We start from the raw sequence: 12,727 nt of genomic DNA on the forward strand, positions 1-12,727 counted from the left end.
GGAAAATGCGGCAATATGTGGGCAGCGATGCGCCGTTTGTTGCCGGGTCTTGTGAGTACCATTGTGTTTAGTTTAGGTTAAGTAATGCACTTGGGAAAAACCTTGCCGCTTGCTCAGGGCGGAAGGGGTATTCGGTAGAAGCCATGGTCGCTGACGTTGGCTTCATTCTTTCTTTTGTCTGGTTAGCGCTTCAATTTTTTCTGTTTTATGTTACCGATACTTGTAAATAATTAATATGTCACATTTATTTGTGCCCATATCCTACTCAACCATGTACCAAAAACTGACGTATTACCTGTTTCCCTTTCTGTGCCTGAAGGCGATTGCCCTGCTGGGCATCTTCTTCTGGATGGTCGCCATTGAGGAGTATTATTTTGCCACCGTCTGCTTTTGTCTACTGCTGTTTACGGATTTGCTCATCCTGGTATTTAATCAGTTTATGCAGCGGGATGAGCTTCAGTCGCCAGCTGACGATTATCCGCAAAAAGCAGGCAGGTAGTAGTAGCCATAAGCCCAGGCATTTTTTGAGACAATCGGGTCGCTACTTGTCGATCCCCGGAGCGGTGAGGAGTTGCTGTAGGCGGTGTTGGACTGTTTTTGTTTTCTCCTTTTTTTATTGCCTACCTTTACCTACGTCAGCCTAACCCATACCCATGTATCAAAAAATTACCCTTTACCTGTTTCCGGCCCTGTGCCTGGAGGCCATCGCTTGGTTAGGCCTTTGCCTGTTCCTGGGCTACCAGGGCGAGTATTTCTGGACAATTGTTGCGTTTTTTTTGCTGCTATTTACGGATCTGCTCATCCTGGTGTTTGACCACTTTTTGCGCTCCCAGACGGGCCGCTTGCCCGCCGATACCTACTTCTAGGGATAGGGCCATTCCGTCATTTTTACGACACCGCCTGGTCTTTTCTGCTCATTCGGGAGTACTTTTGAGGTTCATTTACGCTGACCTACAAGAGATTATCCCTATGAGCTACCGTATTTTGTTTTATCTCTACCCCGTCCTGTGCGCGCTGTCCATCCTATTGCTGCTTAACAGCGTGGTGTGTCTGTGGCAGTTCCACTTCCGGGTTTGTGCCTATTCATTTGGCGCTTCGCTGGCGTCTACGGCATTTTCACTGCTGGTCAACCGCTTGATGCAGTAGGACCGGCTGCTAGTTGTAGGCTACCGGCTTCATCGCACATCCCGTTCTACTTCCAACTGCCAGCCAGCCTCGCCACTGCGGCCAGGATGATAATCCTCCAGAAGCGGCCCGAGCGGGGCTCATCAGCTTGTCGTTCTGAGCACGCAGACAGTTTCTGCCAGAAAGTTAGCGGGTGTTCTATGTTAATCCATGTTCATATTTACCCTTGTAAATGATTGATTTTCAGATTGTTTATGTACTTGGGTTTTGGTAGCTTTGACGCTTTGCTTGCTATCCATACGTAACATGAACCCGCTGTTTAACTCGATCTGGGCCGAACTCCGCCGACTGGCCTCCTGGCTATTCAAGTTGATCCTTCCGTTTCTACCCGGCCCCTGGACTCTGGTGATCGCCATCTCCTTTTTTCTGTTCTGTCAGGCGCTTAAGCTACTTTGGGGGTTTCTACTCTGGCTACTCGACTAAAATAGACCTGACCTGTTACTTAGGTAATTTTACTTAGTCTTAACAAGGGCAAACGCAACTGGAACTTTCATCAATAAGCGGGGAGTGACGCGATCTTTCCCTGCACCGCCTGTTGCGTAATGAGTTTTTGATCGGGACTCAGCTGAAGCGTTAGGCCAGTGTCAGAGGTGATAGCAATCATAATTAAACTCTTAAAACGTACTGTCTACCTGTTTCCCTTAAAATACACCCAATCGGTAGCTAGGCCTTTGCCGATCGGTTTACTGGAACTGGTCTCAAACTGCCCACCCGTTGAGGCCGACAGCGATATCTGCGTGCCGAAACTGATCGTAGCTCCACTTGCCCCGGCTAACTGGGATTTGTGCATGACGCCTTCGGTGAGAATTCTACCCGTACTGTTTGGAGCAATGTTGTGCAGGGCAATCCCCAGAAAGCTACTGGTGGGATCGCTGGTGGTCATGAGCCGAACTGTGTTATTGGCATTATCATAGGCCACAGCCGAGAAACGGGGAATACCCGTAGTCGAGCTATTGGTTAGCGTGACCTGTCGTTCGGGGAAACTGGGATAGAATTCCCCCGCACTGGGGTTGTACTCGTCAGCCGTACCAGACGCGCCCAACGCACTATTGAGGTAGCTTAAAACGGTGGCGTTACTCTGACTGGTAAAATTGATCGAGAACGAAATCACCTTCGTGGTCGTACCATCAAATGTCACGCTGAGTGATTTGGGCGTCGTGCTGCAATCCCCCAACCGACGACCCAGGTTGTTGGCCACTGTGACGTTGCTGTTAATGCCCACCTGAATGCCGCTAATATCCCAGGTGCCATAGGCACTACCCGCCAGACCGCCACCGCCATCGCGGGCAATCTCCGTTCCGATCAGGGCGTTTACGGCTGTACCGGCCAGGCGGACACTGGAGCCCGTCGAGGTGCTGCTGCTGGTGATGCGCAGAGCCGATCCGCGGGTGCCATCCAGGTAGCCCAGGTACGGCGAGGAATTGGATACAGTCACGGCAAACTGAGCATGGTTGGCTACCTGGTTGGCCGCCGTTTGGGTAATCCAGGGATTATCCGACATTGAGATATAGCCCGGCGAAATCTCTGAATTACGAATGCTGACCTGATCGGTCACTCCCGAGCCAAGCGGCTGAAGCGTGATGCCGCTGCCAAACGGCCCCGTTTTGATCAAGCGGCAATTGGTCAGTTCGTTGACCGTCGGTCGGGTAAAATCTTCGCGGGAGTGGATGTACCAACCGTCCGTAGGCGAGACAAAGGTGACATTCTCGAAGGTTTCCTTTACGCCACTGGCCGAGCCGTATCCCCAGGCATGACAGCTTGCCCAAACCGTTGAGGCCAGCATGCCACTGCCTGGGTTGGCATTCCGCCACGTTTTCGCTCCTTCATTACCATAATGCTCAATGTAGCAGTTCTGAATCGTATGAATGGCATTGACGTTGGCGCCTGACGCTTCCGAGTGAACGGGATACCGCCCATTGCGCATGGTTATCTTCAGATTGATCAGGGAGGCATTGCCCGAAAGCCACAGGGTTGATGTACCCGATATAGTGGCATCTGACGAGTTATCGGCATTTTCCCCTTTCAGCCAGCACTGATCGCGTACCGTACCCCGGATGGTTACGTAGGATTTGACTGTCCATTCGGTTTCGGTGTAAATGCCGGGATAAACCAGGATTTCGTACGGTTTACTGGCCGAGGCATCTAGAATGGCGTCGTTGGCCAGTTTGGGGGACGCATACTGCTTACCCGCGCCAACGGTTAAAACGGTCGTAGTTACGCCAGCGGCTACCTGGTTCTGAAGGGCGGTTAAATCCGACTGCGTTTTTCCCAGTTGTTTGCCGACAACGTAGTTATTCGAACTTAGGTAACCAGTGGGCAGGGCGTGATTGTAAAAGACATTGACGACCGAAAAAAACTGTGTAGTGGAGGCCACTGTATTGTCGGCGAACTGAAGGTAAATCCCTAACTGGGTATCGTTGATCGTCGGCGTATAGGTGATGGAGACCCAGGTAACCGTGGCACTTTTTACCACTACTGTTTTCGCGCTCCCCTGCCCATTGGCATTGCTGGTGGATCGGGCCACATTAATGGCCATATTGAAGGTTCTGGCCAGCGTCAGATCGGTACTGTTATTCAGCACGAAGGTGAAGGTAACGGGTACGCCTACCATATCGCTCCAGTTGGGAAAGACCGAAATCGGAAAATTGAGCGTCCGATACGCGTTTACACCCGTCTGACCACTGGTGACCGTTACGCCAGTGCCGGCCGAGGTTGCTCCGTTCAATGACTCTCCGCCGGTGGAACTATAGGCCGGCGTGAAGTAGAGCTTATTATCAACAATCAGTGCATTCGTCGCCGTATTCTGCCCCGTGTAATCCACCGTCATCGCTTCCAGCTTATCGGTTAAGGGCGTGGTGAGCGAAACGGCATTGTTGTTGACCTGGTAGGCTTTGGCCCAGGTAAAGGTGTAAGGAGAAGCAAAGGTTGTGCTGCTGCCATTGGAAATCTGAAGCAGCGGAGTTACCTGGGTATCGCCCGGCTGAATGGTATAATCGACTGAATAGATCGCCGTCGTACTACCCACTGAAGGCCGGGTTAAACTCGCGTTCGTGCCCACGTCCTGCACCGTCGAGCCGGAGCGGGTCACGTTCACTTTCATGCTTGGAATCAGGCCAGTGGCGCTACCCGCCACTGACTCTACCAGGATGCCCGTGAAGGTGATTTTATCGCCCACATTCCAGCCCACGGCCGAGTTGGAAATTGGCCGTTGCAGATAGGTGCTTTGGCCGGTTTGACCCGAGGGAATGGTGATCTGAGCCGTAGTCGGGTTGATGCTGGCCCCATTGAAGGCCTGACCACCGGTGGTTACGGTGATGGCATTTCGAATCTGAAGATTAACCGTGTTAGCCGAAATCTGGCTGTTGATGGTCTTGATCCGATCCGAAATCACCCCCCCCGCCTTTTCACTACTGGCATCATAGCCACCGATGCCCGTCCAGTAAAAGACCAGATCCGACCCCGTAACGGCCGACGAGTTATTGATCTGGATGTAGGGCTTTAGCTGGCTATCGCCCGACTGGATGGTATAGTCCAGGGTGACGGTCACCAGGTTGGGGTTGGTCAGACTGCGCGTGCGAACGATATTCGTCCCCACGTTACTGATCTGGGCGGTGGTAAACTTATGCAGCTGGACGATTAATTTGGTATCACTGCTGCCGGCCACCGATTCCAGGATATCATACCGCAACTGGATGGTATGGCCGACTTTCCACTCTGGATAGTTGGCCAGCAGATAGGTTTTCAAAAGAAACGAGCTATTGCCCGTTTGTCCAACGGCCACGGAAATCGTCTCCGGACTGGCGATCACGACCCCATTATTTAGCTGCCCCACGCTGACTAGACTCGTGGTGAGCGCATCGTAGAGGGTCGCATTCTGAAGTCTTGTAAACGCATCGGTAGCCAGGTTGGAAAGCCCTACGGATGCGGTTGTGACGCCATTCGGATTGGAGGCCCACTGCCAAACGCCATTGGAGTTAATGAGCCAATCGTTCACCGCATACGCTTGCGAGCTGCCCGTCGGTATGCTCTGGGTACCGGCTGTTTTGACCAGCAGATAGCCATTCGCTGGCACGATGGTCGAGGAGGCCCCTACCGTAACCGTTGTTCCGGAAGGCGTCAGGGTGGCGACGTTGGTTGCGGCATTGTAGGAACCGGTCACCGATAGGCTTTGGCCCTTGGTATCCCAGGTGGCTACCTGCGCCGGCGTGGGAATTTTACCACCGGTGCCCTCTTCGATGACTTGTTTTAAGGTTTTGGTCTGTGCCAGCAGCAGCTGAGGGAGAAGTAAAAAAAGAATCAGAAACGTTTTCATGGAAGTTACGAGGAAATTAATTGTTGTAGGAAGCAAAGTGAATGAGCGGGATGGACGGAATATAAAGGTGGATCGTGGGCATGTTGCCGGTTACGTTTTCGATGATCCAGCGAATGGTTGAACCCGTAGCAGCCGCTGTAGTGCCTGAACTATTGATTGTTACTACGTATTCAAACTTGCCGTCTAGTATCATTTGCAAACCGGATATCGTCGCAATCGCCTGGTTGCCCTGATGGTTAACCCGCTGGGTGGCATCGATGTTGGGCACATTGCCCAGATTAACAGCCGCCGAGTTGAGCGTCGCCCAGGTCTTATCGTAGCGCCAATACTGGCCGTTGGTACCAGGTGATATCGTACCTTCTGCATCCGTAATGCCGTAGCCAGATCGGGTGGTAGGAAGATTTGTTAAGGCGAGGAAACTACCGTTAAACAAGGTTGGTCGATCGCTTAAGTCGTTGTAGTTGCCCGAAAACAGGCCCAGCCCCACCATCTTGCGAACAATGTTTCCCGTATCAGCTTTGGACGCCAGGACTCCAGTCAGACTTTGAATCATCGGAATCGTGAGCAATTGACTGCCTGGACTGATCAGTCCACCGGCTGAGGTGAGCGTGCTGGCAAAACCAATGCTCATCTGTCCGCCAAAGCGAACGATGCCGCCGATAGCCACTTCCACGTAAGCCGTAGCATTACCTTCCTTGAAAAGTGCCTGGGTGGTTGTGCCCGAAAACGTAGCCGTTACCGCCAGTCCTGATTTGGAAACGGTAGGCACCAGGGAGCTGGCCAATGGCCGACCCCCTGGTGAGGAGTACAACGAAACCGTGGCAGTGCCTGACCAGGTGGAATCCAGCACGAATACTTTCGTACTGGGATTTCCCGGATAGGCTGGCCAGTTGAACGGCTTGGGGAGTTGCGCCCAAACAGTCAACTGAGAAAACAGCAACAGTATGAATAGACTGGGTCGCATCAGTTATTGGAACCGTAGGTTAAAGTGGATTGAAGCGTGGGACTGGCCAATGGATGATAGACCCAGAAGGTGATCGCCCCGCTGACGACCTGCATGATGAGTTTGCCCGTTGGGCCGGTTGCGGCCAGTTGGGTACCCGTATAGCTGGTGGTAAACACCAGTTCGCCTTTGGTCACCAGCACGTCGATCAAGGCTTTCTGCATCTCGCGCAGTTTGATGGCCGTAATCAGATCGGTTCCCGAGGGCGTTAGTTTCTGATCAACGAGCGCCTTCAGCGCTGTTCCAGATAAGGGTGGCGAGTAGGTTTGGGCCTGCGAAGTCAGGCCAGCCAGGGCGAAAAAAAGAATCAGGAGGTATTTCATGAGAAAACAGGATAATCAGGGTTAATTTTTCCAGATGCGTTTGATGACAACTTTGGCGTTTGTCCCGGTGGTCGAGCCCGCACTAAAGCCCATTGTACTGATAATACCGTTGAAGTTTGAGTCCGAGGTGCTAACCGAAACCGTATGGAACTGACCATCATTAGCGACGGTGAATTCTTTCGAATACTGATTTTGATAGGTGAGTCCGGGTTTTTGCCACTCCAGCTTTAAAGTAGTTGTGCCGGTTACCGCAATCTCGAAATTGATCGCAGAGACACTAGCGGCTTTCCAGGCCCGGGCGGGTGACATGATTTTACCGATGAAGCTGGTTACTCCATTATCGACATGTGGGTCGAGGTACAGGGTCCAACCGGCTGACTCTTTGATCAGCCTGGAATTGCCATTGGCCCAGAGCATGTTCTGCTTGGTAAAATCAAAGTCGAACGACTGATCGATCGGCGGTAAGCTGGCAATAGCCGCATTGGCCTCAGCCTCCGTGCCGAAGGTGATAAAGCCCGAATCTTCATAGATTCCCGCGTTGTCGTAGTTTCTGGTGGGTGCTCCCTGAATGTAGGTCGTGTTATACCCGTTCCAGTCGCCCGTTGGACCAGAGCCTGGCAGATAATCGGAATTGTGCCCAATCTGGCCTTGAAGCGGACTATACAACGTAACGCCAACACCCCCACTGGCCGGGAAGGCACCGATGCGACAGGTCGAGGTTAAATACTTTGGGGCATTGCCGTCGGCTACATAAATATTCTTTCGGCTTTCGCCCGGCAGATCGATAAAGATATTGGTTAAGTCAGGTACCAAGAAGAAACTGGGGCCTTCCTGACTCATGGAATAAAACAGTCGCTGCTCGTCAAAACGGGTTGGATCACGCTCTTCAATATGGTGACGGGCAAACCAGCCAATGGTTGTCGGTGTGGCAAACCAGCACCAAAGCTCCGCGACTTCCCAACCCAGTTCGCCCTTCAGGCCCCAGATATACGGCCGGGTTTTTACGTAAAACTCCTGACCTCGCGTCGGGTGCGTATAAACCGCAGAACTTAAAATGGGCGACAGATCCAGGGCCGGATCAAGCGAACCACCGGGCACCACGTTAGCACCCGTATTGAACACGTGGCCATTATAGCCAGTGCTGGTCTTTTTACCATTCTTTAGAATCAGTCCCTGGCCAGCGTTGTCATTTGGGCCGGGCGTGAAGTAATCCGAATGGAATTGACCTTGCCGGCCTAAATCATCGGTGAGCGTATTATACCGAAAATCCGAGGGGTTATCGGTCCAGATGATTTGATTCGAGTTGATCAGATTTCGGCCATTATCCCGGGAGGCATACGACATCACCCCACCACCACGCAGGAAGCCTACTTTCAGCGTGTTATTCTGAATATACTTTTCCCGAACGTTGACGATATCCCAGCCCTGATCAGGGGGAGCGGTAAAGTTCGGGTTCAAGCCCTGAGCGGCCAGTGAGGTATCCTGAGTGGGTGGGGTTACGGGCGTTGTGCCAATCAGAATCATCCGATTGGCACCAGCCGATGGAGTAACGGTGTACGAATAAACGGAAGTACCCCCAGCAACCTGAGCCGTGACGCGCATCGGATAGGCTGCGTGGTAGTACAACTTCCACTGTTTGTCGTATGGACTCTGCCCCTCCAGCGGACCCGAGGAATAAAACTCACCCGAATTGACCGTCACATTATCCGGATTGGTGGTCCAGAATGGGGTATTATCCACCCGCTCAAACTTGAGTTTGCCAATCTGACCAGTCCCTTCGAAGGTTAACAGGGGTGGATTGTACGTGTAGCGAAGACCTGCAATCCAGTTGGGGGCTGTACTAGTCACACTACCGGGATCTGTTACCTGACCACCCTGTAATTCGCTTTTCAGCACAGTTGGTGGCGCGGGGTGAATCGTAATCTTAGGTTCGCGGTAATCTCCTCGCCAGGTGATGGTTTCCCCGAGCAGTGATTTAAACTGATAGTAAACGTGCTTGGGTTGAGCGTCCGCGAATCCATCCGGCAATCGCCAGTAATCCAAAAACGCTTTGCGTCCCGACAACCGAATCTCATAGCCTGGCGATACCTGACCAGCGCCTTTGTCGACCCAGATAATCACCGATGTGTATTTATCGACATCCTGACAAGGCCACCAGCCATACTGCCAAAGTGTGGGGTGGCCGTCCTTGATGGCCAGACCACCTACTAAGATAGGTTTGCGGTAAAACTGCTCATCGGGATTCGTCGCTGGCGACACAATCCCCTGCTCTTTTACCCAGTGTTTGGGTTGAACCAGTGTCCAGGGTGTATCGAAAATCCAGTTCAGCTGAGCGGCCAGGTGCCAGCCTTTTGTGTACATTTCCACCGAGGCCCGGCTCTTTCCACCATTGTTGCTGCCCAGGGCTGATTTGGGTTGCGTCTCCATCCAGCCTCTGAGATAATCGGAGAATAAATAGGCCCCGATAGCGTCGGCCTCCGTCCAATCTGGATTGAGAGGGCGCGAGTTCAGGGTGGCAAACTGCTCATCGGTTAGACCCTTATCCGCAGGAGTCATACCTGATTGAACCTCAGTATCGAGCCGGAATTGCCGCGAAAATTTTACGGCTTCAAAACCCGGTTGTCGAACGTCCGATCGGGGTAGGTGAACTCCCCCCGCGCGGAAGTACTGATTGGCCATATAGCGAGCAAAAATCCCGTAGAATTTCAGCTGACTTTGGTAGGCATCTTCATTATACAGAACAGCTGACTGGCCACCAATACTTGTCGTCCGTACATCGGTTCGCCAGATCAAACGCCCCAACGAATCGAGCTTATAGGACCCATTAGACCATTTTTCAAACAGGCTTTGATCATCCCAGGTGTGCTGCACATAGGAGCCAACACCCACGTAGGCTTTGCCCGATTTAACCAACAGTCCCAGGTCAGTCGGAGCGCCCATCGGAGCCGACTGCGAGCTGCCTCGAAATGGCTCTTCAATTCGGGTATACGAATAATAATCCGGCATGTTAATGTCCGAATTGTTATCGTCGAAAAAGTATGGGGCGGCATGAGCTAAATTCCCCTGATCGGTTAAACAGGTCGGTAACGTTTTGCCTTCTAAGGCCGCCAGTCGGATAATTTCAGCTGAAATCCAGCCCACTTGCCGGTACCACTGCTGGTAAGGCTCCAGGCCCGTTCCTGATCTGGGCGTAAATACCTCGTGATTGACGCTGAAGTAATCGACGCCAGCCCCTTTCCAGTCATTCTGTTTGAACGTGTTATACCAGAATTGAGCGTAGAGTTTAGCGGCATCCTGATTGCTCAGCAAGATATGGGTACCCTCGAACGCGGGTAATGGTCCCGCCCAATCGAGTAACTGCTGCTTTCTGGGATCGGAATTATCCAGGCTCTGGGCCGCATTATAAGCCGCCTGGTAATTGGCCATTTCCAGCGCCCGACGGTACTGGGGATACGTGGCATCAATATCCCATTTGGCACTTTCGGATGTATGTGTCCAGCCCCGCGTCAGAAAGTCATTATCATCTGTGTTCGAATACAGTCCACCGGGATAAATGATAACCTTACTGGGGTGAACCGAAAACGGAGGAATCCGTTTATAGAAAGCTGCATTAAGTCCAGTCTGAACTGGAAAGGGATAATTATTGCCCGTTAGTCGGGGAGCCATCCGAACGCCATCGCTGAGCACCGGCGCGGGTGAGGTGACCAGGCTATGGTTCAGATAATCTTTCCGAACATCGCTGAACGTGTAGGAATATTTCCCAACGATACCCCCCTCGCTTGGATAAGCCAGAATGGGAATGGTGCCGGATTTAATGGCCGTTTTGAAGGAATTATCCCCACTCGCTGTAAAGGGATAGGTGATCGTGTCGCGGAACACCACCTGTTTAACGCCAGTGGCAGACTGCTGAATGGTCTGGTAGCGCTGCCCAAAACTGAGTAGGGTTGTCAGGCTAAGCCAAAGAATCAGAAACTTTTTCATGTTAGGGAGCTACGGGGGTAGAATTAGTAGTTTGGTTGCCGGTGCCACCACCCTCAATGAGTGGATCAGTGGTGAATACGAAGTCGCCAGATGTGCCACCGCCATCACAGTCGCGGTTTTCCCAGTGCTTGTTTAGGGTGGCTACTGGCTCGATGCTGGTGGTTAATGACAGCTTTTGGGTCTGATCCAGATTATTGAAATAGGCATCGTCGAGCGAACACGTTTCACCCGGTGACCTGACCAGATAGACGGTTTGATTCGTGGCTGGCCCACTGGCCGGAGTGGTCGTTTTCTGAAGCGATAGGCGGGTTCGGGCGTTCGAAAGATTCGCCTGGTAGACTGTACTGCGTGCTACGGCATTATTCGGCACTTCCCAGTCCATCGCAAACAGCAATCCGGGTTGGCCAGGGTAGCGGTATTCGAAGCGAGCCAGCCAGCTCGGTGGCACATTCGAATACCCAGCCTGGCGGGTATAGCCATTGCCCCCATAATTACCTGTTACCCCAACTTCTTCGGTGTAAGGCGCATCGTTCTGGAGAGAGCGTGTTTCGGCGATGTTGACGCTTGAGCGGATGTAGATGACCAGATCCCAATACCCAGCGTTGTTGTTGAGCGTGGGATCACTCAGTTTCTGTTCAAAATCAATGGCGATCAAATTCGGCCACTCGACCTGATGGCCCAGGATGGTGAAGGTGATCACGGAGGCCACTTGGTCAGGCAGTTCCGCTAAGCGTTTTTTTAAGTTTGCTAAGGGTACCACTTCAAGGCGTTCGAGGGGCCGTTTTCCCTGATTGTACCAATCGAGTTGGCGTTTTGTGATGACCGGAACGCCAACAATTTCATCATCACCCGCCTGGGGATATTCGATCATGGTGTAGCCACCTGTAATTAGGTAGTCATTCGTTTCAGCCCCCTGATCCGTGAGCTCCTGAAGGTCACCAGTGGGTAATAGATCGCCAGTAATTCCGCCATCCGGAATACCATCAGTAACCACTTTGTTAGTGGTATGCGTAAAAATGTAATTGGCGATAAAGGCCGATACATACCGACCAAAGGTATTCTGTGGCCAGGCCCAGTACTGGACCTTTTCGCTCACGTTGTTATAGGCTTTTAAAAAGCGTGGAGGTAAGGCCATTAGCTGGGAACAGTAAAGTCAGAGGGTGAAAATTCAGTGGAGAAGTCAGGGTATTGTATATTGCCCAGCGGCAACCCTAATCGCCATTCGACGTTAGGAGCCAGGGGTGCAATCATCTCCAGCAGTTTTTTGCCGGAAGGCACATTGGCCAGATCCGTCAGGTAATCGACGAGTTGATCGTTTCGCCTGTACAGCTGATTGCCGGCCGCCTGATCCAGAAAGCCCAGTGTTAACGGGTTCGGACGAGCGGCCGCAACATCCCAGCCGCCAATGCGCTGAGGAGTTACACCCCTGATTTCATCGGGTACTGTATCATCAATGTTGCGAGTTATGGTGGGCTGAGAAATCGTTAGATTCCCACCGCCCACCATTTTGAAGTTGTGTGGAATGGGACCATCGCCCAGATCATCCGTTTCCCCCGTGTAGAAATCGTCTTTAAACAGGTAGACGTAGGTCCATTTGTGAGCGAACAGGGTATCACCGTCGGTCGCTTCCTTAAGGGATTTAGAAACCAGACCAACGGGCAGAGCGCCCTCCTGAGTGAGTCTATACTTTTGGGGTGACCGGTAAAAGTCTGTCCAGGTTTTTAAGACTGATTGTGGCCAGAAGCCCGTCGCCACATCCACCTGCTGCTGAAGGGCCAGGTTGTACTCCACAAACTGACCATGGGATAGCTCGTAGGGGGAAGGCAAATAGCGTTCGGCCTGCTCTGAAAAGATGGACAGCTCCCCGCTGCCTTTGCCGTAGGTGGTGATCGTATCAATTGCCCCCAGACTCGTCAAATACGC

9 protein-coding genes are annotated in these 12,727 nt (G+C 52.2%); 3 read left to right on the forward strand and 6 right to left on the reverse strand.

Translation table 11 applies throughout. The annotated features are described in order from the left end of the window. Nucleotides 1-271: 271 nt before the first annotated feature. From ACYVE4_RS22475 to ACYVE4_RS22485, 3 genes are all read left to right on the forward strand, one after another. Nucleotides 272-499, forward strand: a complete 228-nt coding sequence (locus ACYVE4_RS22475; RefSeq protein ID WP_461042500.1) for a hypothetical protein — start codon at nt 272-274, stop codon at nt 497-499. 154 nt (nt 500-653) lie between these two features. Further along, complete coding sequence (locus ACYVE4_RS22480; RefSeq protein WP_461042501.1) at nt 654-866, forward strand: hypothetical protein; 213 nt, start codon at nt 654-656, stop codon at nt 864-866. Between the two features lie 565 nt (nt 867-1,431). Continuing rightward, complete coding sequence (locus ACYVE4_RS22485; RefSeq protein WP_461042502.1) at nt 1,432-1,608, forward strand: hypothetical protein; 177 nt, start codon at nt 1,432-1,434, stop codon at nt 1,606-1,608. 205 nt (nt 1,609-1,813) lie between these two features. Here ACYVE4_RS22485 and ACYVE4_RS22490 read toward each other — a convergent pair whose 3' ends face one another. From ACYVE4_RS22490 to ACYVE4_RS22515, 6 genes are all read right to left on the reverse strand, one after another. After that, nucleotides 1,814-5,497, reverse strand: a complete 3,684-nt coding sequence (locus tag ACYVE4_RS22490; protein WP_461042503.1) for a hypothetical protein — start codon at nt 5,495-5,497, stop codon at nt 1,814-1,816. Between the two features lie 16 nt (nt 5,498-5,513). Next, on the reverse strand, nt 5,514-6,461 hold the full coding sequence (locus ACYVE4_RS22495) for a hypothetical protein (protein WP_461042504.1): 948 nt from the start codon (nt 6,459-6,461) through the stop codon (nt 5,514-5,516). Then, entirely contained in the window at nt 6,461-6,823 is a 363-nt protein-coding gene (locus tag ACYVE4_RS22500; RefSeq protein ID WP_461042505.1) for a hypothetical protein, read from the reverse strand. Before ACYVE4_RS22500 ends, ACYVE4_RS22495 begins: the two co-directional genes overlap by 1 nt. A 21-nt stretch (nt 6,824-6,844) precedes the next feature. Continuing rightward, nucleotides 6,845-10,804, reverse strand: a complete 3,960-nt coding sequence (locus tag ACYVE4_RS22505; protein ID WP_461042506.1) for a hypothetical protein — start codon at nt 10,802-10,804, stop codon at nt 6,845-6,847. 1 nt (nt 10,805) lies between these two features. Continuing rightward, complete coding sequence (locus ACYVE4_RS22510) at nt 10,806-11,939, reverse strand: hypothetical protein (protein WP_461042507.1); 1,134 nt, start codon at nt 11,937-11,939, stop codon at nt 10,806-10,808. Beyond that, nucleotides 11,939-12,727, reverse strand: a 789-nt coding sequence (locus tag ACYVE4_RS22515; RefSeq protein WP_461042508.1) for a hypothetical protein, incomplete at its 5' end; no start/stop codon positions are given. The genes ACYVE4_RS22510 and ACYVE4_RS22515, both read right to left, overlap by 1 nt.

Source organism: Spirosoma harenae (assembly GCF_054776975.1).

What these genes read in the sequence shown, in the direction of transcription:
- ACYVE4_RS22475 (WP_461042500.1), top strand. Translation starts at nt 272, where the DNA reads ATGTACCAAAAACTGACGTATTACCTGTTTCCCTTTCTGTGCCTGAAG.
- ACYVE4_RS22480 (WP_461042501.1), top strand. Translation starts at nt 654, where the DNA reads ATGTATCAAAAAATTACCCTTTACCTGTTTCCGGCCCTGTGCCTGGAG.
- ACYVE4_RS22485 (WP_461042502.1), top strand. Translation starts at nt 1,432, where the DNA reads ATGAACCCGCTGTTTAACTCGATCTGGGCCGAACTCCGCCGACTGGCC.
- ACYVE4_RS22490 (WP_461042503.1), bottom strand. Translation starts at nt 5,497, where the DNA reads ATGAAAACGTTTCTGATTCTTTTTTTACTTCTCCCTCAGCTGCTGCTG.
- ACYVE4_RS22495 (WP_461042504.1), bottom strand. Translation starts at nt 6,461, where the DNA reads ATGCGACCCAGTCTATTCATACTGTTGCTGTTTTCTCAGTTGACTGTT.
- ACYVE4_RS22500 (WP_461042505.1), bottom strand. Translation starts at nt 6,823, where the DNA reads ATGAAATACCTCCTGATTCTTTTTTTCGCCCTGGCTGGCCTGACTTCG.
- ACYVE4_RS22505 (WP_461042506.1), bottom strand. Translation starts at nt 10,804, where the DNA reads ATGAAAAAGTTTCTGATTCTTTGGCTTAGCCTGACAACCCTACTCAGT.
- ACYVE4_RS22510 (WP_461042507.1), bottom strand. Translation starts at nt 11,939, where the DNA reads ATGGCCTTACCTCCACGCTTTTTAAAAGCCTATAACAACGTGAGCGAA.